Here is a 22584-nt window from a genome sequence, read left to right as displayed (position 1 = left end):
CATCACGGCGGCGAAGCAGCAGCGGCCGTGCTGCGGTCTTGTGTCGAGGGCTCAGGCAGTCGGTTTCCAGACGTGCCCAATCGATACCGAATTCAGTTTCTTCTGGCGCCCGTACCACAAGTTGACCACGCCGCGCGAGACGAACACCGACGAGAAGATCGAGGTCAGGATGCCAAGGCAGTGCACCACCGCGAAGCCGCGAATCGCGCCGGAACCGAAAATCAACAGCGCCAGGCCGGCGATCAGCGTGGTCACGTTGGAATCCAGAATCGTCGCCCAGGCGCGCTCGAAGCCGTGGCTGATTGCCATCTGCGGCGACATGCCGGCCCGCAATTCCTCGCGCACCCGCTCGTTGATCAGCACGTTGGCGTCGATCGCCATGCCCAGCGTCAGCGCGATGGCGGCGATGCCGGGCAAGGTCAGGGTCGCCTGCAGCGTCGACAGCACGGCGACCAGCAACAGCAGGTTGACCGTCAGTGCAAACACGCTGAAGAAGCCGAACAGGTGGTAGTACACGATCATGAAGATCGAGATCGCGATGAATCCGTACAGCACCGAATCGAAACCCTTGTTGATGTTGGCCGCGCCGAGCTGCGGGCCGATGGTGCGTTCCTCGATGATTTCCATCGGCGCCGCCAGCGAGCCGGCGCGCAGCAGCAGGGCCAAGTCGCTGGCCGCTTCGGACGAGCCCATGCCGGTGATCTGGAAGCGCGAGCCCAGTTCGTCGCGGATCGTGGCCACGGTCAGCACCTCGCCTTTGCCCTTTTCAAACAGCACGATCGCCATCGCCTTGCCGATCTTGTCGCGCGTGGCGCTGCGCATCTTGCGCCCGCCATCGCCATTCAGGTCGATGCTGACCGAAGGTTGCTGGTTCTGGTCGAAACTGGCGCTGGCATTCGAGATGTAGTCGCCGGTGATGATCGGCTCCTTGTACAGCACCACCGGCGCGCCCTTGCCGACCTTGAACAGTTCCGAGTTGAACGGGATTGCCGCGGTTTCCTCGGTGCCGCGCGCCACCGATTCATCCACCATGCGCACCTCCAGCGTCGCGGTGCGGCCGATGATATCCTTGGCGCGGGACACGTCCTGCACGCCCGGCAGCTGCACCACGATGCGGTCGGCGCCCTGGCGCTGGATCACCGGCTCCGCGACGCCCAGTTCGTTGACGCGCTTGGAGAGGGTCGTGATGTTTTGCTGCACGCCGTCCTGCTGCGCGGCTTTCAGCGCTTCAGGCTTGAGCGTGACGATCAACTTCAGGCTGTTGGCATTGCCGGCATCGGCCAGCAATACGTCCGGCAGCTCGCTGGCCAGTACGCTGCTCGCCTTGCTGCGGGTATCAGCATCGCGAAAGCTGATTTCGATCTGGTCGCCGGCGCGCGTGATGCCGGCATGGCGGATATTCTTGTCGCGCAAGACGCCGCGCGCGCCGGCCAGCAAACCCTGCAGGCGCTTGTTCAGCAAGGCCTTGGTATCGACCTGCATCAGGAAATGCACGCCGCCGCGCAAGTCGAGCCCGAGATACATCGGGAACGCATGCAGGCTTTGCAGCCACTGCGGTGTATTCGGCACCAGGTTGAAGGCGACGCTATAGGCGGGATCGGTCTGGTCCGGATTCAGCTTGCTTTCCAGCAGCGACTTGGCCTTGAACTGCGTGTCGGTGTTGAGAAAGCGCGCCCGCACCGATCCTTGCGTGCCGCTCATTTCGAAAAATACGCCATCCGGCTTCAGGCCACCTTCCTGCAGGATCTGTTCGATGCGCGGCATCAGGCCGGCTTCCACCTTGATCGTCGCCTTGGCGCTGGCAATCTGTACCGCCGGCGATTCGCCAAAAAAATTCGGCAAGGTGTACAGCGCACCGAACAGCAGCGCGATGGCGATCAGGATATATTTCCAGAGGGGGTAACGATTCATAGCGAGTCAGCGTTCATTGTTGCGCGGCGAGGGGCCGGCCGGATACGGCAGATAGCGGAGCGCCGGCCAGGGGCCGGCGTCCGATTCCGTGTGCTTACAGTGAAGCCTTGATCGTGCCCTTCGGCAGCAGGGTGGTGACGGCGGCTTTCTGGACAACTACTTCGGTGCCATTCGCCACTTCCAGCGTGACAAAATTGTCCGCCACCTTGGTGATCTTGCCGAGCATGCCGCCGACGGTTGCCACTTCATCGCCCTTGGCGAGCGCCTCCATCATCGCTTTCTGCTCTTTCTGACGCTTCATCTGCGGCCGGATCATCAGGAAATACAGCACCACGAACATCAGGATGATCGGCAAAAAGCTGGTCAGGCTGCCACTCAATCCCGCAGCGTCACCGGCGGCTTGGGCATAGGCATTGGAAATAAACACGAAGGACTCCCGTTGGTTGGTTCGAAACAACTCTGCATTTTAGCATTGGGAGCCGCCCGACTCGCCAACTTCTGTGCCGCTCGCGGCAGGCGGCCGACTACACGCCGCGCGCCCGCTCGGCCCGGAATTGCAGCACGAAAGCCGGGAAACGACCTTCGTCGAGCGCGCTTCTGATGTCAGCCATCAGCCGCAGGTAATAGTGCAGGTTGTGGATCGTGTTCAGGCGGGCGCCGAGGATTTCGCCGGTACGGTGCAAATGGTGCAGGTAGGCGCGTGAAAAATTGCGGCAGGTATAACAATCGCAAGTCTCGTCCAGCGGCTGTTCATCCTCGATATGGCGCGCATTCTTGATCTTGATGTCGCCGAAGCGGGTAAACAGCCAGCCGTTGCGGGCGTTGCGCGTGGGCATCACGCAATCGAACATGTCAATCCCGGCCGCCACCCCCGCCACTAGGTCTTCCGGCGTCCCGACTCCCATCAGGTAGTGCGGCTTGGCCGCCGGCAGGCGCGGGCCGATATGCGCCAGCACGCGCAGCATTTCTTCCTTCGGTTCGCCGACCGAGAGGCCGCCGATCGCGATGCCATGAAACGGCAATTCCTCCAGCCCGGCCAGCGATTCGTCGCGCAGATGCTCGAACATGCCGCCCTGGACGATGCCGAACAGCGCGTTCGGATTGTCCAGTTTGGCAAATTCATCGGTCGAACGCTTGGCCCAGCGCAGCGACATGCGCATCGAGCGCGCGGCCTCCGCCTCGGTCGCGGGGCGGCCATCGATCTGGTACGGCGTGCATTCGTCGAACTGCATCACGATGTCGGAATTCAGCGCGCGCTGGATCCGCATCGACACCTCGGGCGACAGGAACAGCTTGTCACCATTCACCGGCGAAGCGAACTGGACGCCCTCTTCCGTGATCTTGCGCATCGCGCCCAGCGAAAACACCTGGAAGCCGCCGGAATCGGTCAGGATCGGCTGGTCCCAGCCCATGAAACGGTGCAGGCCGGCGAACTTGTCCAGTACCTTGGTCCCGGGCCGCAGCCACAGGTGGAAGGTATTGCCGAGAATGATCTGGGCGCCGACTTCCTTCAGCTCGAGCGGCGACATCGCCTTGACGCTGCCGTAGGTGCCGACCGGCATGAAGATCGGCGTTTCTACCACGCCATGATTCAGGCGCAGGCGGCCGCGCCGAGCGCTGGTCTGGCCGCTGTCATCAGTTTTCAGGAGTTGGAATTCAAGCATGGTTGACACCGGTAAGAAGCATGGCGTCGCCATAGCTGAAGAAACGATAGCGTTGCGCCACCGCGTGCGCGTAGGCGGCGCGGATTTGCGGATAGCCGGCAAATGCCGATACCAGCATCAAGAGGGTTGATTTCGGCAAATGGAAATTGGTGATCAGCCGCGTTACGGTGCGAAAGCGATAGCCCGGCGTGATGAACAGCGCGGTGTCGGCGCTGCCGGCCTGCAAGGTTCCGCCTTGCGACGCCGATTCCAGCGCCCGCAGGCTGGTGGTGCCGACCGCGATCACGTCGCGCCCGGCCGCCTGCGCCGCGCGCACCACTTCCACCGTCTGCTGACCGATGGTGTACCACTCGCTATGCATCTGGTGTTCGGCCAGGTTTTCGGTGCGCACTGGCTGGAAGGTGCCGGCACCGACGTGCAGCGTGACGAATGCAAGTTGCACGCCCTTGGCTCGCAGTTGCGCCAGCAGCGCCTGGTCGAAATGCAGGCCAGCGGTGGGCGCGGCCACCGCGCCCGGCGCCTGCGCGTACACCGTCTGGTAGCGGTTTTCGTCGACGGCGGTGGCTGCGTGTTCGATATACGGCGGCAACGGCAGCCGGCCGTGCGCGTCGATCAGCTCCAGCACGTCACCGGGAAAGCGCAGGGTGTAAAACTCGCCGCTACGCGGTCCGACCTCGACCTCGAACGCATCCGCCAGCCGGATCGTGCTGCCCGGCGCCGGCGACTTCGAGGCCCGCACCTGCGCATGCACGGTGCGGGCGTCGAGCACCCGCTCGACCAATACCTCGACCTTGCCGCCGGTCTCCTTGACACCGAAAAAGCGCGCCTTCAGCACCCGCGTATCGTTGAATACCAGCACGTCGCCGGCCTGCAGCAAGTCGACGATGTCGACAAAACTGCGGTCCGTCAGCACCTCGCCCTCCAGTTGCAGCAGGCGCGAGGCGCTACGCTCGGCCAATGGCGTTTGCGCGATCAGGTCCGGCGGCAGCGTGAAATCGAAATCGGAAAGCGAATACATGAAGCAAAGGTAAAGGGGAAAATGGACGGCACGGCTTACAATGGCAAGCGACCCGCAAGCAGGCCCGGCCCTCGATAAACCTGCTATTTTACGCGCTGCCGCTTCTGTTACGGCCCGATATGCCGACCGCCAAACAAAACCCGTCGAACAGCATCCCGCCCGCCAAACCGGCCGCCAGCCGCGCGGCCCGCAGCGCGCACAAGCTGGCCGCACTCGGGCTGCACACCGACATGGATCTGGTGCTGCACCTACCGCTGCGCTACGAAGATGAGACGCAGATCGTGCCGCTGGCGGCGGCGCTGCAGTCGGCGGGCCGGATCGGCGCCCAGCCGGTGCAGGTGGAAGGCGTGGTCAGCGCCTGCGACATCCAGTACCGGCCGCGACGGCAACTGGTAGTGACGCTGGTCGCTGCCGATACGAATGCCGATGGCGCGGCAAGCGAGGCGCACCTAACGCTACGCTTCCTGAATTTTTACGGCAGCCAGGTCAAGCAGCTGGCCATCGGCAACCGGCTGCGCGTGCGCGGCGAAATCCGCATCGGCTTTTTCGGCGCCGAGATGGTGCACCCGACCTACAAAATCGTCACGCCGGACACACCGCTGGCGGCCGCGCTGACGCCGGTCTACCCGGCCGGCGAAGGCTTGCCGCAGGCTTATCTGCGGCGCGCCATCGCCAGTGCAATGGCGCGCGTCGACTGGCGCGACACGCTGGCGCCGGAATGGCTGGCGGCACTGCAATTGGCGCCGTTCGAGCAGTCGGTGCGGTTGCTGCACAATCCGCCGCCCGAGGTCGATCAAGCCGGCTTGCTGGAGCGCTCGCACCCGGCCTGGATCCGCATGAAGTTCGACGAGTTACTGGCGCAGCAACTGTCGCTGAAGCGCGCCCAGCAGGCGCGCCGCACGCGCAATGCCGCCGCCCTGCCGCTGGTCGGACCGCTGTGCGCCGCGCTACGCGTCAACCTGCCGTTTGCGCTGACCGCCGCCCAGGAGCGGGTGTTGGCCGAGATCCGGGCCGACCTCGGGCAAAGCCACCCGATGCAGCGCCTGCTGCAGGGCGATGTCGGCAGCGGCAAGACCGTGGTGGCGGCGCTGGCGGCGGCGCAGGCGATCGACAACGGCTTCCAGGCGGCGCTGATGGCGCCGACCGAAATCCTGGCGGACCAGCATTTCCGCAAGATTGCGGCCTGGATCGAGCCGCTCGGGGTATCGGTCGCGTGGCTGACCGGCAGCCTGAAGAAAAAGGAAAAGGCGGCGGCGCAGGCGGCGATCGAAGCCGGGGCCGCGCAACTGGTGATCGGCACCCATGCGCTGATCCAGGACGGCGTGCGCTTTCCGAAGCTGGGGCTGGTGATCGTCGACGAGCAGCACCGTTTCGGCGTCGGCCAGCGCCTGGCGCTGCGCAACAAGGGCTTGTCGCCAGGCGCGCCGGCGGCATTGCCGGCGCCGGGGGAGATGGTGCCGCACCAGTTGATGATGTCGGCCACGCCGATCCCGCGCACGCTGGCGATGACCTATTACGCCGATCTCGAAGTTTCGGTAATCGACCAGTTGCCGCCCGGCCGCACGCCGGTGCTCACGCGCGCGATCGACCAGAACCGGCGCGACGAAGTGATCGAACGGGTGTACGCGGCCGCGCTCGAAGGCCGCCAGGTGTACTGGGTCTGTCCGCTGATCGAGGAATCGGAGGCGTTGCAATTGCAGACCGCGACCGAGACCCACGCGATGCTCTCGGCGGCGCTGCCCGACCTGCGGGTCGGCCTGGTGCACGGGCGCCTGAAACCAAACGAAAAACAGCAGGTGATGGACGCCTTCGCGCGCGGCGAAATCCAGTTGCTGGTGGCCACCACCGTGATCGAGGTCGGGGTCGATGTGCCGAATGCCTCGCTGATGGTGATCGAGCACGCGGAGCGCTTCGGCCTGTCGCAACTGCACCAGTTGCGCGGCCGGGTCGGGCGCGGCAGCGCCGCTTCGGTCTGCCTGTTGCTGTATCAAGGCCCGCTGGGCGGCACCGCCAAACAGCGCCTGCTGACCATGCGCGAAACCGCCGACGGCTTTGAGATCGCGCGGCGCGACCTGGCGCTGCGCGGCCCCGGCGAATTCCTCGGGGCCCGGCAATCGGGGCAGGCGATGCTGCGCTTCGCCGACCTGGAAAGCGATCAATGGCTGGTGGAACCGGCACGCCAATTGGCGCAGGAGCTGCTGGAGCACGAGCCGGAGACGGTGCGCGCCCATCTGGCGCGCTGGCTCGGGCAGCGCGAGGAATTCCTGAAAGTCTGAAGGCCGGGGACTAGCCGCGGTCCATTTCCTTGCGCTGGCGCTCCATGAAATCGGCCAAAGTATCAATGCCGCGCAGTTGCAGGATGGTGTTGCGCACCGCGGCTTCCAGCAGCACTGCCAGGTTGCGGCCGGCCGCCACCGGGATCACCACCTTGCGCATCGGCAGCCCCAGCACGTCCTGGGTCTGGGCGTCGATCGGCAGGCGCTCGTAGTTTTCGTCCAGCGTGCCGCGCCGCACCAGGTGCACGATCAGGTTCAGCCGCATCTTGCGGCGCACCGCCGTCTCGCCGAAGATGGTCTTGATGTCGAGCAGGCCCAAGCCGCGCACTTCCAGCAGGTTTTGCAGCAGCGGCGGGCAGCGCCCTTCGATCATGTTGGGCGCGATGCGCGCGAATTCGACCGCGTCGTCGGCCACCAGGCCGTGGCTGCGCGAAATCAGCTCCAGCCCCAGCTCGCTCTTGCCCAGCCCCGATTCGCCGGTGATCAGCACGCCCACGCCCAGCACGTCCATGAACACGCCGTGCATGGTGACCCGCTGCGCCAGCTTCTTCGACAGGTAGACGCGCAGGAAGTCGATCACCTGCGCCGCCGGCAGCGGCGTCGAAAACAGCGCGATGTTTTTTTCATCGGCCACCGCCAGGATGTCGGTCGGCGTCGCCAGCCCCTGCGCGATGATGAAGGCGGGCGGCTCGCCGGCCACCAGCTCCGCGGTCTGGTAGGCGCGCGAAGCCGGCGACAGCCGCTGGTAATACTCGGTTTCCTGGTGGCCAAACACCTGGATGCGGCCGGGATGGATCAGGTTCAGGTGGCCAACCTGATCGGCGGCCGAGGCGGCATCGCCCAGGATCAGCCGCTCGCCACCGGAAAAACCGGCAAACCAGCCGAGTTCCAGCGTTTCGCGGTTGTCGTCATACAACTGCTGGATCGACAGGGAAGTGGTGGCGGGCATCGTGGCTCCGGCGGACGGTGGCAAGAAAACCGGGACAAGGCAGCACCGCTGCCGGACGCGGCGGCGGCTAGCCGAATTTCAGCAGGTTGGGCTGCCAGCGCACGATGCGCTGGTAGGCCGCGGCCGGATCGGTTTCCTTGGCCAGACCGGTACGGAACGCCTCATCGGAAAACATTTCGGCTATCTCCGACAGGATTTCCAGATGATGCTGGGTCACGTGGTCGGGGATCAGCAGAAAGACCAGCAGGCTGACCGGCAAGCCGTCCGGCGACTCGAACGGGATCGGTTCGCGCAGGCGCACAAAGGCGGCCAGCGGCGTTTTCAAGCCCTTGATGCGGCCATGCGGCACGGCGACGCCATGTCCCAATCCAGTCGAGCCGAGCCGTTCGCGCGCAAACAGGTTGTCCGATACGGTCGAGCGGGCAATGCCGCAATTGTTTTCGAAGATCAGCCCGGCCTGTTCGAACGCGCGCTTTTTGCTGGAGACTTCCAGGTCCAGCACGACGTTGTCCACGGTCAGGATGTTGGCAAGATTGGTCATGGCATTGGCGCAAATGGTGCAGCGCACAAAATGAATATTCGAGGCAGATTATAGGCCACTTGGCAGCCGGCGCAAGCCATACTCGGCGCGCTTTTGATTCTACGCCGGAATTCAGCGCGGCGAGTCCCGCTCCGGGCTTGGCGCGGCGCCCGCCAATTTCCAGCCTACCTGGGAGTATTTTTTAACTTGACCATAAATAAAGCGGAAATGACCAAATCTCCAGCATACTCCCGGATATAGAGAATTTCAGCGGGATTCCCGGCGAGGCGCCTACTGGCGCGCGTTGCGCCGGTTGGACGGGCGCACGCTGCTGCTGAAATTGCTGCGCCAGGGATTGATGTCGAGTCCGCCGCGCCGCGTGTAGCGCGCATACACCGACAGCTTGTACGGCCGGCACTGGCGCAGGATGTCGACGAAGATCCGTTCCACGCATTGCTCGTGAAATTCGTTGTGTTCGCGAAAACCGATCAGGTAGCGCAACAGGCCCTCCTGTTCGATCGGCGCACCGACGTAATGGATCTGCACGCCGCCCCAATCCGGCTGGCCGGTCACCAGGCAGTTCGACTTCAGCAGGTGCGATACCAGCGTTTGCTCGATCGGCGGCCCATCCTCGGTGCGCAACAGTGCCGGGTCCGGTTGGTAGCGGTCGACCTCGATGTCCAGCCGGTCCAGCAGCAAGCCGTCCAGCTCGCCCATTTCCAGGCTGGAAAAATGCTCGGGCAGAATCAGCTCGATCTGGATCGGCGCGCCGAAGCCGGCCGACAAGTCCGCGCGCAGCAGTTCCAGCAAGGCCTCTGGGCCGCCGAGCCGGGTCTGGTTGAACGAATTCAGGTACAGCTTGAAGGATTTCGATTCGATGATGTTGGGCGAGTCGGCCGGCACCGTGAGCGTGGCGATCGCCACCTGCGGCTTGCCGCGCAGGTTCAGCCACGAGATTTCGTAGGCATTCCACAGATCGAGGCCGAAAAACGGCAGGCTGGCGCCGATCCCGAGTTCCTCGCGCTTGGGTCGACGTGCGATCGGAAACAGCAGCGACGGGTCATACTGGCTGACATAGGCGGCCGGCCGGCCCAGCGGCGAGCCGTGCGGCGTGGGGAAACTGGTCATGGCAAAAACAGGCGTGAAACGCGTATTTTGACAGAGTTCGCCGCATCCCATCCGTGCGCCCGGGCGGTGTCCCCCTGCGTGCGGCAAGCTGCGGCCGGATTACAAAAAGCGTTCATCGCGGCAAGAAAAAATGATAGCATTTACGGCCCGTCGTCCCGACTTGCGCCTGTTGATCCAAGGCTTGGCCGCTAGCGTCGGCGCGAGCCCCCTGCCCCCCAGCGATCCTGGCCCCAGAAGCGCGCTCGCAGTCTCCCCCTATTTGTTAAAGGAATGATCTTGAAATACGCCAGTCTGGATGACTTTCTCGTCATGGTCGCCAAGCGCGACCCCAATCAACCCGAATTCCTGCAAGCGGTCAAGGAAGTGATGACCAGCCTGTGGCCGTTCATTCGCGCCAATCCGCAATATGCCGAGCATGGGTTGCTGGAGCGCCTGGTGGAACCGGAGCGCGTGATCCAGTTCCGCGTATCCTGGGTCGACGACCGCGGCCAGACCCAGGTCAACCGCGCCTTCCGCGTCCAGCACAATTCGGCGATCGGTCCGTTCAAGGGCGGCATGCGCTTTCATCCATCGGTCAATCTGTCGATCCTGAAATTCCTCGGCTTCGAGCAAACCTTCAAGAACGCGCTGACCACGCTGCCGATGGGCGGCGGCAAGGGCGGCTCGGATTTCGACCCGAAGGGCAAGAGCGACGGTGAAGTGATGCGCTTCTGCCAGGCACTGATGCTGGAACTGTTCCGCCACCTGGGATCGAACACCGACGTGCCGGCCGGCGACATCGGCGTCGGCGCGCGCGAAGTCGGCTTCATGGCCGGCATGATGAAAAAACTTTCCAACGACGCTTCCTGCGTGTTCACCGGCAAGGGCATCGCCTACGGCGGCAGCCTGATGCGGCCGGAAGCGACCGGTTACGGCACCGTATATTTCGCCGAACAAATGCTGCGCCGGGTCGGCAAGTCGTTCAACGGCATGACGGTGTCGGTGTCCGGCTCCGGCAACGTCGCCCAGTACGCGGTGGCGAAGGCGATGGAAATGGGCGCCAAGGTGGTCACGGTGTCGGATTCCGGCGGTACCGTCTACGACCGCCACGGCTTCAACCAGGAAAAACTGGAAGCGCTGCTCGAATTGAAGAACGTGCAGCGCGGCCGGCTCGACCAGTTCGCGCGCCAGTTCGACCTGCATTACGAAGCCGGCAAGAATCCGTGGCACATCCCGGCGCAGATCGCGCTGCCGTGCGCGACGCAAAACGAGCTGGACGGCAAGGATGCGCAAACGCTGGTCAAGAATGGCGTGGTGTGCGTGGCGGAAGGTGCCAACATGCCGTCGACGCTGGACGCGGTGGACGTGTTCCTGAAGGCCGGCACGCTGTACGCGCCGGGCAAGGCCAGCAACGCCGGCGGCGTCGCCACCTCGGGTCTGGAAATGTCGCAGAATTCGCTGCGGCTGTCATGGCGCCACGCGGAAGTGGATGAGCGCCTGCACGCGATCATGAAGGACATCCATGAGAACTGCGTGAACCACGGCAAGGCCAGAGACGGCAGCGTCAATTATGTGGATGGCGCCAACATCGCCGGCTTCGTCAAGCTGGCCGACGCCATGCTGGCGCAGGGCACGTACTAACCAGGTCCGAGCAAAAAAACGCAGCGGCCGGCCGCTGCGTTTTTTTTCGCCCTCGCCTGCGGCGCTTGGCGGCCCAGGAACAGTCAGCCCAGAAACAGCTTGTAGGCCGGATTGGCGCTTTCGTCCAGATGCGGGTAACCGAGCGTCGCCAGGAATTCGCGGAATCCCTTCATCTCCTTCTTCGGCACCTGCAGGCCGACCAGGATGTGGCCAACGTCGCCGCCCTCGTTGCGGTAATGGAACAGCGAGATATTCCAGTTCGGCGCCATGCTGTCCAGAAAGCGCATCAGGGCGCCCGGCCGCTCCGGGAATTCGAAGCGGTACAACAGTTCGTCCGGCGCCAACCGGCTCTTGCCGCCGGCCAGGTGGCGGATGTGCAGCTTGGCCAGCTCGTCGTGCGTCAGGTCGAGCGTCGGAAAACCGTGCTTTTCGAAATTCTTCGTGATCTTGCCCGACTCGTCGCGATTCGAGATTTGAACGCCGACGAAGACGTGCGCTTCCTTTTCGTCGTTGATGCGGTAGTTGAACTCGGTCACGTTGCGCGGCCCGACCAGCCCGCAAAAGCGCTTGAAGCTGCCGCGCTCCTCCGGCATCGTCACCGCGAACAACGCTTCGCGCGCCTCGCCGACGTCGGCGCGTTCGGCGACGAAGCGCAGGCGGTCGAAGTTCATGTTGGCGCCGCAGGCGATGGTCACCAGCGTCTCATTCTTGATCGGCTTCTTGTCGGCCGCCGCGCGCTCGACGTAGGCCTTGGCGCCGGCAATCGCCAGTGCGCCGGCCGGCTCCAGGATGCTGCGGGTGTCGGTAAACACATCCTTGATCGCGGCGCAGACGGCGTCGCTGTCGACCAGGATGATGTCATCCACGTATTGCTTGGCCAGGCGGAAGGTTTCCTCGCCCACCAGCTTGACCGCGGTGCCGTCGGAAAACAGACCGACGTCGTTCAGGGTCACGCGGCGCCCGGCTTTCAGGCTGCGCGCCATCGCATCCGAATCGGTGGTCTGGACGCCGATGATCCGGATGTCGGGGCGCACCGCCTTGACGTAGGCGGCGATGCCGCTGATCAGCCCGCCGCCGCCGATGGCGACGAAAATCGCATGGATCGGATCCGGATGCTGGCGCAGAATTTCCATGCCGATCGTGCCCTGGCCGGCGATCACGTGCGGGTCGTCAAACGGATGCACGAAAGTCAGCTTCAGTTTCTTTTCCAGCGTCAGCGCATGGTTGTAGGCATCGGTGTAGGAATCGCCGAACAGCACCACTTCGCCGCCGCGCGCCTTGACCGCGTCGATCTTCACCGGCGGCGTGGTGGTCGGCATCACGATCACGGCGCGGCAACCCATGCGCGCCGCCGACAGCGCCACGCCCTGCGCATGGTTGCCGGCCGAGGCGCAAATCACGCCATGCTTCAACTGGCTCGGCGTCAGATGCGCCATCTTGTTGTAGGCACCGCGCAGCTTGAAGCTGAACACGCTTTGCATGTCTTCGCGCTTGAAATAAATCCGGTTGCCTAGCCGTCGCGACAGCGCGGGCGCCAGTTCAAGCGGGGTTTCGATGGCGACATCGTAGACGCGCGCGGTCAGGATCTTTTGCAGATAGTCGGTGGTCATGAAGAAGAGAGGGGTTTGAGGGCGGGAATGCGTGGTTGGCGCTGGATGGTTTGACGGTAATTATAATGGAGCCCCCGCCGCACGCTGGCGCCCAAGCCTGCGCAGGCCGCCCGCAACGTACGCGCCACTGCCAAGGAAAACCGATCTTGTCCCAGTTTTCATGTCCACGATGATCGAAACCGCGATTGCCTGGCTGCTGGGCGTTCTGGCGCTGCCGGCTGTCGGTCTCGGCTCGGTATTCCTGATCAGCCTGGTATCGGCCACGCTGCTGCCGCTCGGCTCGGAACCGGCGGTATTTGCCGTGATCAAGGCCAATCCGGCGCTGTTCTGGCCGGCGTTGGCGGTCGGCACGCTTGGCAACACGATCGGCGGCGCAATCGGCTACGGCATCGGCTATGGCGCGCAAAAAATCTGGCTGCGCGAGCGCGAACACCGCTGGCTCGGCTGGCTGCAGCGCTTCGGCCCGAAAACCCTGCTGCTGGCCTGGCTGCCGGTCGTCGGCGATCCGCTGTGCACGCTGGCCGGCTGGCTCAAGCTGCCGTTCTGGGCCAGCGTCGGCTACATGGCGCTCGGCAAGTTCTTGCGCTATCTGACCATGACCTGGCTGCTGCTGAAGGTGCCGGACGGATTCTGGCATCAGATGCTGGCATGGCTGTGAGTTCTGCTTGCGGCATACTATAGACGGTATTTTTTAGATCGCCCGGATCGCGAGCGCAATCGACCGTTTTTTTGGCATACTCCAGCTTCACGTGTTTTCGATCGCAGATATGCGGCGGCGGCAGCAACACCGGCTTCGGGCGGGGGCGTCGCCCGTGGCAATCAGCTAAAATGCCCGCTTGACGTACGCCCCTCCTTTCCTTCTGCCGATGAACGCTCCCACCCTGCTCGATTCCCCGCTTGCCGCCGCATCGGACGACGTAGGCGCCACGCGCCTGCGCGAAATCCCGTACAACTACACCTCGTTTTCCGACCGCGAAATCGTCATGCGCCTGCTGGGCAAGGACGCGTGGCGCCTGCTGGACGAACTGCGCGGCAAGCGCCAGACCGGCCGCTCGGCGCGCATGCTGTTCGAGGTACTGGGCGACATCTGGGTGGTGCGGCGCAATCCCTACCTGCAGGATGACCTGCTGGACAATCCGAAGCGGCGCCAGGCCTTGATCGATGCCTTGAACCACCGGCTGGCGGAAGTCGACAAGCGGCGCCTGCTGACCGATCTCGGCGACAGCGGCGACCCACTGGCCAAGGCGCGCAGCGCCAGCGTCGAGGCGCTGCTGCGCGCAGCCAAGCAGGCGGTCGCCGATTTTTCGCAGGAATTCCGCCAGACCTACGATTTGCGCAAACGCGCCACTCGCATACTGGGGCGCCATACCGCCAGGGACAACATCAAGTTCGACGGCCTCTCGCGCGTGTCGCACGTGACCGACGCCACCGACTGGCGCGTCGAATACCCGTTCGTGGTGCTGACGCCCGATTCCGAAGACGAAATGGCCGGGCTGGTCAAGGCCTGTATCGAACTCGGCCTGACCATCATTCCGCGCGGCGGCGGCACCGGCTACACCGGCGGCGCGGTGCCGCTGACGCCGCTGTCGGCGGTGATCAACACCGAAAAGCTGGAAGCGCTGGGCGAAGTCGAAATGACCGCGCTGCCGGGGCTGGAGACGCCGTTCGCGACGATCCACTCGGGCGCCGGCGTGGTCACGCGGCGCGTGGCCGATGCCGCCGAGCGCGCCGGCTTCGTATTCGCGGTCGACCCGACCTCGGCCGACGCCTCCTGCGTCGGCGGCAACGTCGCGATGAACGCCGGCGGCAAGAAGGCCGTGCTGTGGGGCACCGCGCTCGACAACCTGGCCTCGTGGCGCATGGTCGATCCGAACGGCGACTGGCTGGAAGTCACCCGCCTCGATCACAACCTGGGCAAGATCCACGACGTCGAACTGGCCCGCTTCAAGCTGGAATGGACGCACCCGGCGCAAAACGGGAAAAGCGGCAAGCCGGGCACGCCGTTCAAGACTGAAATCCTGGAAATCCCGGGCCGGACTTTTCGCAAGGAAGGCCTGGGCAAGGACGTCACCGACAAGTTTTTGTCCGGCCTGCCCGGCATCCAGAAGGAAGGCTGCGACGGCCTGATCACCTCGGCACGCTGGATTTTGCACAAGATGCCGAAGGTCACGCGCACGGTCTGCCTGGAATTCTTCGGCCAGGCGCGCGAGGCGATTCCGTCGATCGTCGAGATCAAGGATTACCTCGAAGCCGAAACCAGAAAAGGCGGCGCGATCCTGGCCGGCCTGGAACATCTGGACGAGCGCTACCTGCGCGCGGTCGGCTACGCCACCAAGTCGAAACGCGGCGTGCTGCCGAAGATGGCATTGTTCGGCGACATCGTCGGCGACGACGAAAACGCGGTGGCGCAGGCCGCCTCGGAAGTGGTGCGCATGGCCAACAAGCACGTCGGCGAAGGCTTCATCGCGGTCAGCCCGGAGACGCGCAAGAAATTCTGGCTCGACCGCGCCCGCACCGCCGCGATCGCGAAACACACCAACGCCTTCAAGATCAACGAAGACGTGGTGATTCCGCTGAACCGGATGGGCGAATACACCGACGGCATCGAACGCATCAACATCGAACTGTCGATCAAGAACAAGCTGCAATTCCTGGCCGAGCTGGGCAGCTTCTTCGCGCGCGGCAGCCTGCCGCTGGGCAAGATCGAAGACGCCGACGGCGAAGACATACCCGACGCCGAAATGCTGGAAGACCGCGCGCACCAGGCCGAGGACCTGCTGGACGCCACCCATGCGCGCTGGTCGTATCTGCTGCTGCATTTGGACACGCCGCTCGCCACGGCGCTGCCCGAGCTGGCGGCGCTTGGCTTCGGCCAGGCGATGGCGGTATTCGACGAACGCCTGCAGCGACAGCCCGACGCCACCCTGTTCCACCTGGTGCAGGACCGCACGGTGCGCGTCTCGTGGAAGCAGGAAGTGCGCGCACCGCTGCGCCAGATTTTCAACGGCGCGGCGTTCCGCCCGGTGCTGGAGGAATGCAGCGCGATCCACAAGCGGGTCTTGCGCGGACGGGTGTTCGTGGCGCTGCACATGCACGCCGGCGACGGCAACGTCCACACCAACATCCCGGTCAATTCCGACCACTATGAAATGCTGCAGGATGCGCATGCGGCGGTAGCGCGCATCATGGCGCTGGCGCGTTCGCTGGATGGCGTGATTTCCGGCGAACACGGGATCGGCATCACCAAGCTGGAATACCTGACCGAAGATGAAATCAAGGATTTCCGCAGCTACAAGCTGCGCGTCGACCCGGAAGGCCGTTTCAACAAGGGCAAGCTCTTGAACGACCCGGCCATGCCAGCCGATTTGCGCAACGCCTACACTCCGTCGTTCGGCCTGATGGGACACGAATCGCTGATCATGCGACAAAGCGACATCGGCGCCATCGCTAACAGCGTCAAGGATTGCCTACGCTGCGGCAAGTGCAAACCGGTGTGCGCCACCCACGTGCCGCGCGCCAACCTGCTGTACTCGCCGCGCAACAAGATCCTCGCCACTTCGCTGCTGGTGGAAGCCTTCCTGTACGAAGAGCAGACCCGGCGCGGGATCTCGATCAAGCACTGGGAAGAGTTCGAGGACGTGGCCGACCACTGCACGGTGTGCCACAAATGCGTCACGCCGTGCCCGGTCGACATCGACTTCGGCGACGTCTCGATGAACATGCGCAACCTCTTGCGCAAGATGGGCAAGAAATCCTTCAAGCCCGGCACCGCGGCTTCGATGTTCTTCCTGAACGCGACCGATCCGGCCACCATCAACGCCACCCGCAAGGTCATGATCGACTGGGGCTACAAGGCGCAGCGGCTGGGCCACGAGGTGCTGCAGAAGTTCGCGAAGAAGCAGACCAAGGCGCCGCCGGCGACGCACGGCAAGGCGCCGGTGCGCGAGCAGGTGATCCACTTCATCAACAAGAAGATGCCGGGCAACCTGCCGAAGAAAACCGCGCGCGCGCTGCTCGACATCGAAGACGACAAGATCGTGCCGATCATCCGCAACCCGCAGGCGACCACGGCCGATACCGAGGCGGTGTTCTACTTCCCCGGCTGCGGTTCGGAGCGGCTGTTCTCGCAGGTCGGGCTGGCGACGCAGGCGATGCTGTGGCAGGTCGGCGTGCAGACCGTGCTGCCGCCGGGCTACCTGTGCTGCGGCTATCCGCAGCGCGGCAACGGCGAATACGACAAGGCGGAGAAGATCATCACCGACAACCGGGTGCTGTTCCACCGCATGGCGACCACGCTGAACTATCTCGACATCAAGACCGTGATCGTTTCCTGCGGCACCTGCTACGACCAGTTGCAGGGCTATGAATTCGACAAGATCTTCCCCGACTGCCGCATTCTCGACATCCACGAATACCTGATGGAAAAAGGCGTCAAGCTGGAAGGCGTGACCGGCACCCGCTACATGTACCACGAGCCGTGCCACAACCCGATGAAGCTGCAGGAATCGGGCAAGACCATCAATGCGCTGATTGCCACCGCCGACCATGTCAAAATCGAAAAGAACGAGCGCTGCTGCGGCGAGTCCGGCACGCTGGCAGTCGGCCGCCCGGACATCTCGACCCAGGTGCGCTTCCGTAAGGAAGAGGAAATGAGCAAGGGCGCGGACAAGCTGCGCGCCGACGGCTTCGCCGGCGAGGTCAAGATCCTGACTTCCTGCCCGTCCTGCCTGCAGGGCCTGTCGCGCTACAACGACGACAGCGGCACCCAGGCCGACTACATCGTGGTGGAGATGGCGCGCCACCTGCTGGGCGAGAACTGGCTGCCGGACTACGTGGCGCAGGCCAACAACGGCGGCATCGAGCGCATCCTGGTATGAGCATGAGCACTGCCTGCGAACTGTGCGCGACGGACGGCGGTGCGGTCGTGCATCGCGACGACTTCCTGCACGTGGTGCTGGTGGCGGATGCCGACTACCCCGGCTTTTGCCGCGTGATCTGGAATGCGCACATGCGCGACATGACCGATCTGCCGGCCGAACAGCGCGCGCGCCTAATGGCCGCCGTGTGGCAGGTGGAAGCGGCGCTGCGCGAAGTCATGCAGCCGCACAAGATCAACCTGGCAAGCCTGGGCAACATGACGCCGCACCTGCATTGGCACGTGATCCCGCGCCATACGGACGACCGCCATTTTCCCGATCCGGTGTGGGCGCCCGCCCGGCGCGCTGCCGAGCCATCCAGCCTGGCACAGCGCGCGGCGCTGCTGCCGGCACTGCAGCAAGCGATCCGGCGCCGGCTGACGCCGGTCATGTAATTCCGTTTCCAAGACGGCGGACAGACCAAGGAGGACATCATGGCAACGAGCTCGAAACAGACGCCGGCCGCGCCGGTACCAAGCGACCTGACGGTGCGCATGCAATCGCGCACGCTGGAAGTCAGCTTCGACAACGGCCTGCAGTTTTCGCTGCCGTTCGAATTCCTGCGCGTGTATTCGCCCTCGGCCGAGGTGCGCGGCCATGGACCCGGGCAGGAGGTATTGCAGACTGGCAAGCGCGAGGTGACCCTGACCGCACTCGAGCCGGTCGGCAACTACGCCGTGCAGCCGCATTTTTCCGACAGCCACAACACCGGCATTTATTCCTGGGATTACCTGATGTGGCTGGGCAGCAACCAGGAGGAACTGTGGGAAGCCTATCTGCAGCGGCTGGAAGCCGCCGGCTTCACGCGCGAATCCGGGCGCGACAAGCGGATGCCGATCACGATGGCCGACCTGCATCGCGCCGCCAAGGCCAAGCAGGAGCGGGACCAGCACCAATCCTGATTTGCCGGCCCTGAACTGCCGCGCCGGATCGGGTGAGCGGCGCGCTTGCGCTTGTATATAATGGCCGCTGACCATGCAGACAGACAGGCGAATCCAGCAATGACCAACACCACCCATTTCGGCTACCAGACCGTGGCCGAGGAAGACAAGGCGCACAAGGTAGCCGGCGTGTTCCACTCGGTAGCCGCCAAATACGACGTGATGAACGATGTCATGTCGGGCGGCCTGCACCGTCTGTGGAAAATGTTCACCATCGCGCGCGCCGGGGTGCGGCCCGGCTTCAAGGTGCTCGATATCGCCGGCGGCACCGGCGACCTGGCCAAGGCCTTCGCCAAGCAGGCTGGTCCGACCGGCGAAGTGTGGCTGACCGACATCAACGAATCGATGCTGCGCGTCGGCCGCGACCGGCTATTGAATAGCGGCCTGATCACCCCCACCTTGCTGTGTGACGCCGAAAAGCTGCCGTTTCCCGACAATTATTTCGACCGCGTCAGCGTCGCCTTCGGCCTGCGCAACATGACGCACAAGGAAGCGGCGCTGGCGGAAATGCGGCGCGTGCTGAAACCCGGCGGCAAGCTGCTGGTGCTGGAATTCTCAAAAGTGTGGCAGCCGCTGCAAAAACCGTACGATACCTATTCGTTTTCGGTGCTGCCGTGGCTGGGCCGCAAGATTGCCGGCGACGCCGACAGTTACCGTTATCTGGCGGAGTCGATTAGAATGCACCCGGACCAGGAAACGCTGAAGAACATGATGCAGGATGCAGGTCTGGAGCGGGTCGAGTATTTCAACTTAACGGCTGGTGTAGCCGCACTTCATACCGGAATCAAACTTTAGGAGGTTGCATGAAGAAATTATTGATGACTTTGGCGCTGGTGTTGACCACGATGACGCTGGTGATGCCGGAAGCCGAAGCCAGGCGCATGGGCGGCGGCGGCTCCTTCGGCAAGCAGTCGCAAGGCGTCAGCCGCTCGGCGCCTTCGCAGTCCTCGCAAAACGCCACCAACACCGCCAAGCCGGCGGCCGCGCCGAATAGCGCACCGCAAGGCACGCCGCCGAAACCGGCTTCGCCGTGGAAAGGCATCCTCGGTGGCGCGCTGCTCGGCCTCGGCCTCGGCGCCCTGTTGTCGCACCTGGGCCTGGGCGGCGCCATGGCCAGCATGATCAGCACGCTCCTGATGGTCGCCCTGCTGGCATTCGCGGCGATGTTCATCTTCCGCATGATCCGCCGCAAGAGCGCGGCCAACGGTCCGCAAGCTGCCTATGCCGGCGGCTACGAAAAATCGGCCTACACGCCGGAAATCGGCTCGCGCATCGAGTCCCAGCCGGCCGCCCTGCAGTCGGTACCGCTGGCTTCCGGCGCCGGCCTGGCGGCCAGTGCGCCGTGGGGCGTGCCCGCCGATTTCGACACCCCGGCCTTCCTGCGCAGCGCCAAGACCTATTTCATCCGGTTGCAGGCAGCATGGGACAAGGCCGACATCAATGATCTGCGCGAATTCACCACGCCGGAAATGTTTGCCGAACTGAAAATGCAGATCCAGGAACGCGGCGCCAATCCGAACAATACCGACGTCGTCAGCCTCGATGCCGAATTGCTGGGGATCGAAACCGTCGGCGACGAATATCTGGCCAGCGTCAGGTTCAGCGGCAGGATCAGCGAAGCCGCCGGCGCGCCGGCCGAACCCTTCACCGAAGTCTGGAATCTGTCGAAGCCGGTTTCGGGTGCGGGCGGCTGGGCTCTGGCCGGGATCCAGCAAATCTCGTAAGCCGATGCCCTCAGCCACTACCATCCGGCTGATGCGCTAGCGCAAGCTGTTAAACTGGAAACCGCCCGAGGATCATCCCGGGCGGTTTTATTTTGTGACGATGACTCCTTCCCGAATTTTCCCGATCCCGGCCGCGATCAACCACTTGCTGGGCACCGAACCCTGGGCCCGGCGCCGGCTGGCGCCGCATGCCGGCAAGGTGGCCTGCATCGACGCCGGCCTGGCCACGGTGGCGCTGCTGGTGACCGCCGACGGCTTGCTGCAGGCGGCGCCGGCGGACGCTGTGGCCGCCGTCACGATCCGCATCCAGGCGGCCGATCTGCCGCTGATTGCGCAGCATCGCGAGCGCGCATTTTCCTACGTCAAGGTCGAGGGCGACGCCGAGTTCGCCAACGTGATTTCGCTGCTCAGCCAAAACCTGCGCTGGGAAGCCGAAGACGACCTGGCCCGGCTGGTGGGCGACATCGCCGCCGCGCGCATCGTCGGTGGCGCCAGGGGCATTCTCGAGCGCGCCAGCAGCGGCAGCCGCAAGCTGGCCGAGAACGTGGCGGAATACCTGGTCGAAGAACAGCCGATGCTGATGCGGCCGCTGGCGGTGCGCGAATTCGCCGATCAGGTGACCACCCTACGCAACGATCTGGAGCGCCTGTCCAAGCGCATCGAACGGCTGGAAAGCAGCCGCAAAAAAAAAGGCTTGAAATGATCCTGAAATTCCTGCGCGTGCTGAAAATCCTGCGCGTGGCGGTACGCTACGGGTTGGATGAAATCGCCATCTCCAACCTGGCGATTCCGCGCACCGCCAAGCTGATCGACACACTGATCTTCTGGCGCGACATCTCGGCGCCGCGCGGTGTACGCCTGCGCCGCGCGCTGGAAGACCTGGGGCCGATCTTCGTCAAGTTCGGCCAGGTGCTGTCGACCCGGCGCGACCTGATGCCGCCCGACATCGCCGACGAACTGGCGCGCCTGCAGGATCGCGTGCCGCCCTTCGATTCCGGCCTGGCGATCGCGCAAATCGAGAAATCGCTGGGCGCCCATCCAGACCAGTTGTTCGCCAGTTTCGAGCGCACGCCGGTGGCTTCCGCCTCGATCGCGCAGGTGCATTTCGCCTGCCTGAAAAACGGCACCGAAGTCGCGGTCAAGGTGCTGCGCCCCGGCATGAAGAAAACCATCGGCAAGGACGTGGCGCTGATGCACATCGCCGCCGGCTGGGTCGAACGGCTGTGGGCCGACGGCAAGCGGCTCAAGCCGCGCCAGGTGGTGGCCGAATTCGACAAGTACCTGCACGACGAGCTGGACCTGATGCGGGAAGCCGCCAACGCCAGCCAGTTGCGGCGCAATTTCGCCAACTCCGAATTGCTGATCGTGCCCGAGATGCACTGGGACTATTGCTCGGAATCGGTGATCGTGATGGAGCGCATGCACGGCATTCCGATTTCCCAGACCGAGCGCCTGCGCGCCGAAGGCGTCGACCTGGAAAAACTGTCGCGCGACGGCGTCGAGATTTTCTTCACCCAGGTGTTTCGCGACGGCTTCTTCCACGCCGACATGCACCCGGGCAATATCCTGGTATCGGTGGCGCCGGCAACCTTCGGCCGCTACATCGCGCTCGACTTCGGCATCGTCGGCACGCTGACCGACTTCGACAAGGATTACCTGTCGCAGAATTTCCTGGCCTTCTTCCGCCGCGATTACAAGCGGGTGGCGGAAGCGCACATCGAATCCGGCTGGGCGCCGCCCGAAACCCGGGTCGACGAGCTGGAATCGGCGGTGCGCGCCTGCTGCGAGCCGATCTTCGACCGCCCGCTGAAGGATATTTCGTTCGGCCAGATCCTGCTGCGCCTGTTCCAGACTTCGCGCCGCTTCAATGTCGAGGTACAGCCGCAACTGGTACTGCTGCAAAAGACGCTGCTGAATATCGAGGGCCTCGGGCGCCAGCTCGATCCCGAGCTGGACTTGTGGAAGACCGCGAAACCGTACCTGGAACGCTGGATGAAGGAGCAAGTGGGCTGGCGCGGCCTGATGGAGCGGCTGCGCGCCGAGGCGCCGCGCTACAGCCACCTGATCCCGCAATTACCGCGCCTGGCGCACCAGGCGCTGACGCAGGCCAATGTCCCGCAACACAACGCCGACTTGCTGCAACGGCTGCTGGCCGAGCAAAAGCGCACCAACCTGCTGCTCGCCCTGGCGGTCTATTTCGGCGGCGGCCTGTTGGGCGGGGTGCTGCTGGCGCAACTGCTGCTGCACTGGCAGCGCCTGCCGTTCTAGCGCCAGGCCGGTAAAAGCGGAGTATATTTCTTAGAAGTC

The 22584-nt window shown here is 64.2% G+C and carries 18 protein-coding genes; 10 read left to right on the top strand and 8 right to left on the bottom strand.

The genetic code is table 11. The annotated features are described in order from the left end of the window. Positions 1-51 precede the first annotated feature (51 nt). The 4 genes from secD to queA all read right to left on the bottom strand — a co-directional run bounded on the left by secD (position 52) and on the right by queA (position 4593). Positions 52-1911 (bottom strand): protein translocase subunit SecD, encoded by a 1860-nt coding sequence (secD, locus tag ACK2VC_RS11920; RefSeq protein WP_486730568.1) that lies wholly within the window; start codon positions 1909-1911, stop codon positions 52-54. Between the two features lie 94 nt (positions 1912-2005). Next, entirely contained in the window at positions 2006-2338 is a 333-nt protein-coding gene (gene yajC / locus ACK2VC_RS11915; RefSeq protein ID WP_486730567.1) for a preprotein translocase subunit YajC, read from the bottom strand. Positions 2339-2435: 97 nt separating this feature from the next. Continuing rightward, complete coding sequence (gene tgt / locus ACK2VC_RS11910) at positions 2436-3575, bottom strand: tRNA guanosine(34) transglycosylase Tgt (RefSeq protein ID WP_486730566.1); 1140 nt, start codon at positions 3573-3575, stop codon at positions 2436-2438. Further along, positions 3568-4593 (bottom strand): tRNA preQ1(34) S-adenosylmethionine ribosyltransferase-isomerase QueA, encoded by a 1026-nt coding sequence (gene queA / locus ACK2VC_RS11905; RefSeq protein ID WP_486730565.1) that lies wholly within the window; start codon positions 4591-4593, stop codon positions 3568-3570. The genes tgt and queA overlap by 8 nt, the downstream gene beginning before the upstream one ends. 119 nt (positions 4594-4712) lie before the next feature. Here queA and recG point away from each other — a divergent pair, with 119 nt between their 5' ends. Next, on the top strand, positions 4713-6869 hold the full coding sequence (recG, locus tag ACK2VC_RS11900) for an ATP-dependent DNA helicase RecG (protein ID WP_486730564.1): 2157 nt from the start codon (positions 4713-4715) through the stop codon (positions 6867-6869). Positions 6870-6879: 10 nt separating this feature from the next. On the opposite strand, the gene hprK is transcribed toward recG, so the two are convergent. The 3 genes from hprK to queF all read right to left on the bottom strand — a co-directional run bounded on the left by hprK (position 6880) and on the right by queF (position 9466). Further along, positions 6880-7818, bottom strand: coding sequence for an HPr(Ser) kinase/phosphatase (gene hprK / locus ACK2VC_RS11895; protein WP_486730563.1), 939 nt, complete (start codon positions 7816-7818; stop codon positions 6880-6882). Between the two features lie 67 nt (positions 7819-7885). Beyond that, entirely contained in the window at positions 7886-8359 is a 474-nt protein-coding gene (locus tag ACK2VC_RS11890; RefSeq protein ID WP_486730562.1) for a PTS sugar transporter subunit IIA, read from the bottom strand. Positions 8360-8629: 270 nt separating this feature from the next. Beyond that, complete coding sequence (gene queF / locus ACK2VC_RS11885; RefSeq protein ID WP_486730561.1) at positions 8630-9466, bottom strand: NADPH-dependent 7-cyano-7-deazaguanine reductase QueF; 837 nt, start codon at positions 9464-9466, stop codon at positions 8630-8632. A gap of 276 nt (positions 9467-9742) precedes the next feature. Between queF and gdhA the strand changes: the two genes are divergently transcribed. Beyond that, positions 9743-11086: an NADP-specific glutamate dehydrogenase gene (gene gdhA / locus ACK2VC_RS11880; protein WP_486730560.1), complete on the top strand. Its 1344-nt coding sequence runs from the start codon at positions 9743-9745 to the stop codon at positions 11084-11086. 83 nt (positions 11087-11169) lie between these two features. Here the strand turns inward: gdhA and ilvA are convergent, their stop codons facing one another. After that, a complete protein-coding gene (ilvA, locus tag ACK2VC_RS11875) occupies positions 11170-12696 on the bottom strand; it encodes a threonine ammonia-lyase, biosynthetic (protein WP_486730559.1) in 1527 nt (508 codons plus the stop codon). A gap of 169 nt (positions 12697-12865) precedes the next feature. Between ilvA and ACK2VC_RS11870 the strand changes: the two genes are divergently transcribed. The 8 genes from ACK2VC_RS11870 to ubiB all read left to right on the top strand — a co-directional run bounded on the left by ACK2VC_RS11870 (position 12866) and on the right by ubiB (position 22545). Further along, positions 12866-13354, top strand: a complete 489-nt coding sequence (locus tag ACK2VC_RS11870) for a YqaA family protein (RefSeq protein WP_486733229.1) — start codon at positions 12866-12868, stop codon at positions 13352-13354. 208 nt (positions 13355-13562) lie between these two features. Then, positions 13563-17573, top strand: coding sequence for a DUF3683 domain-containing protein (locus ACK2VC_RS11865; protein ID WP_486730558.1), 4011 nt, complete (start codon positions 13563-13565; stop codon positions 17571-17573). Continuing rightward, entirely contained in the window at positions 17570-18007 is a 438-nt protein-coding gene (locus tag ACK2VC_RS11860; protein ID WP_486730557.1) for an HIT family protein, read from the top strand. The genes ACK2VC_RS11865 and ACK2VC_RS11860 overlap by 4 nt, the downstream gene beginning before the upstream one ends. Positions 18008-18046: 39 nt before the next feature. Continuing rightward, positions 18047-18514 (top strand): gamma-butyrobetaine hydroxylase family protein, encoded by a 468-nt coding sequence (locus ACK2VC_RS11855; RefSeq protein ID WP_486730556.1) that lies wholly within the window; start codon positions 18047-18049, stop codon positions 18512-18514. A 99-nt stretch (positions 18515-18613) separates the two neighbouring features. Then, positions 18614-19348, top strand: a complete 735-nt coding sequence (gene ubiE, locus ACK2VC_RS11850) for a bifunctional demethylmenaquinone methyltransferase/2-methoxy-6-polyprenyl-1,4-benzoquinol methylase UbiE (RefSeq protein WP_486730555.1) — start codon at positions 18614-18616, stop codon at positions 19346-19348. 8 nt (positions 19349-19356) lie between these two features. Beyond that, positions 19357-20277: a Tim44 domain-containing protein gene (locus ACK2VC_RS11845; protein WP_486730554.1), complete on the top strand. Its 921-nt coding sequence runs from the start codon at positions 19357-19359 to the stop codon at positions 20275-20277. 100 nt (positions 20278-20377) lie between these two features. After that, on the top strand, positions 20378-20980 hold the full coding sequence (locus ACK2VC_RS11840; protein WP_486730553.1) for a ubiquinone biosynthesis accessory factor UbiJ: 603 nt from the start codon (positions 20378-20380) through the stop codon (positions 20978-20980). Further along, positions 20977-22545: a ubiquinone biosynthesis regulatory protein kinase UbiB gene (ubiB, locus tag ACK2VC_RS11835; protein ID WP_486730552.1), complete on the top strand. Its 1569-nt coding sequence runs from the start codon at positions 20977-20979 to the stop codon at positions 22543-22545. Before ACK2VC_RS11840 ends, ubiB begins: the two co-directional genes overlap by 4 nt. Positions 22546-22584: the final 39 nt, after the last annotated feature.

Source organism: Herbaspirillum sp. WTB6 (assembly GCF_057457785.1).
This window is presented reverse-complemented; position numbering and strand designations above follow the sequence as displayed.

What these genes read in the sequence shown, in the direction of transcription:
- ACK2VC_RS11860 (WP_486730557.1), top strand. Translation starts at nt 17,570, where the DNA reads ATGAGCATGAGCACTGCCTGCGAACTGTGCGCGACGGACGGCGGTGCG.
- ilvA (WP_486730559.1), bottom strand. Translation starts at nt 12,696, where the DNA reads ATGACCACCGACTATCTGCAAAAGATCCTGACCGCGCGCGTCTACGAT.
- queF (WP_486730561.1), bottom strand. Translation starts at nt 9,466, where the DNA reads ATGACCAGTTTCCCCACGCCGCACGGCTCGCCGCTGGGCCGGCCGGCC.
- ACK2VC_RS11890 (WP_486730562.1), bottom strand. Translation starts at nt 8,359, where the DNA reads ATGACCAATCTTGCCAACATCCTGACCGTGGACAACGTCGTGCTGGAC.
- ACK2VC_RS11840 (WP_486730553.1), top strand. Translation starts at nt 20,378, where the DNA reads ATGACTCCTTCCCGAATTTTCCCGATCCCGGCCGCGATCAACCACTTG.
- ACK2VC_RS11870 (WP_486733229.1), top strand. Translation starts at nt 12,866, where the DNA reads ATGATCGAAACCGCGATTGCCTGGCTGCTGGGCGTTCTGGCGCTGCCG.
- recG (WP_486730564.1), top strand. Translation starts at nt 4,713, where the DNA reads ATGCCGACCGCCAAACAAAACCCGTCGAACAGCATCCCGCCCGCCAAA.
- tgt (WP_486730566.1), bottom strand. Translation starts at nt 3,575, where the DNA reads ATGCTTGAATTCCAACTCCTGAAAACTGATGACAGCGGCCAGACCAGC.
- queA (WP_486730565.1), bottom strand. Translation starts at nt 4,593, where the DNA reads ATGTATTCGCTTTCCGATTTCGATTTCACGCTGCCGCCGGACCTGATC.
- ACK2VC_RS11855 (WP_486730556.1), top strand. Translation starts at nt 18,047, where the DNA reads ATGGCAACGAGCTCGAAACAGACGCCGGCCGCGCCGGTACCAAGCGAC.
- ubiE (WP_486730555.1), top strand. Translation starts at nt 18,614, where the DNA reads ATGACCAACACCACCCATTTCGGCTACCAGACCGTGGCCGAGGAAGAC.
- hprK (WP_486730563.1), bottom strand. Translation starts at nt 7,818, where the DNA reads ATGCCCGCCACCACTTCCCTGTCGATCCAGCAGTTGTATGACGACAAC.
- ubiB (WP_486730552.1), top strand. Translation starts at nt 20,977, where the DNA reads ATGATCCTGAAATTCCTGCGCGTGCTGAAAATCCTGCGCGTGGCGGTA.
- ACK2VC_RS11845 (WP_486730554.1), top strand. Translation starts at nt 19,357, where the DNA reads ATGAAGAAATTATTGATGACTTTGGCGCTGGTGTTGACCACGATGACG.
- secD (WP_486730568.1), bottom strand. Translation starts at nt 1,911, where the DNA reads ATGAATCGTTACCCCCTCTGGAAATATATCCTGATCGCCATCGCGCTG.
- ACK2VC_RS11865 (WP_486730558.1), top strand. Translation starts at nt 13,563, where the DNA reads ATGAACGCTCCCACCCTGCTCGATTCCCCGCTTGCCGCCGCATCGGAC.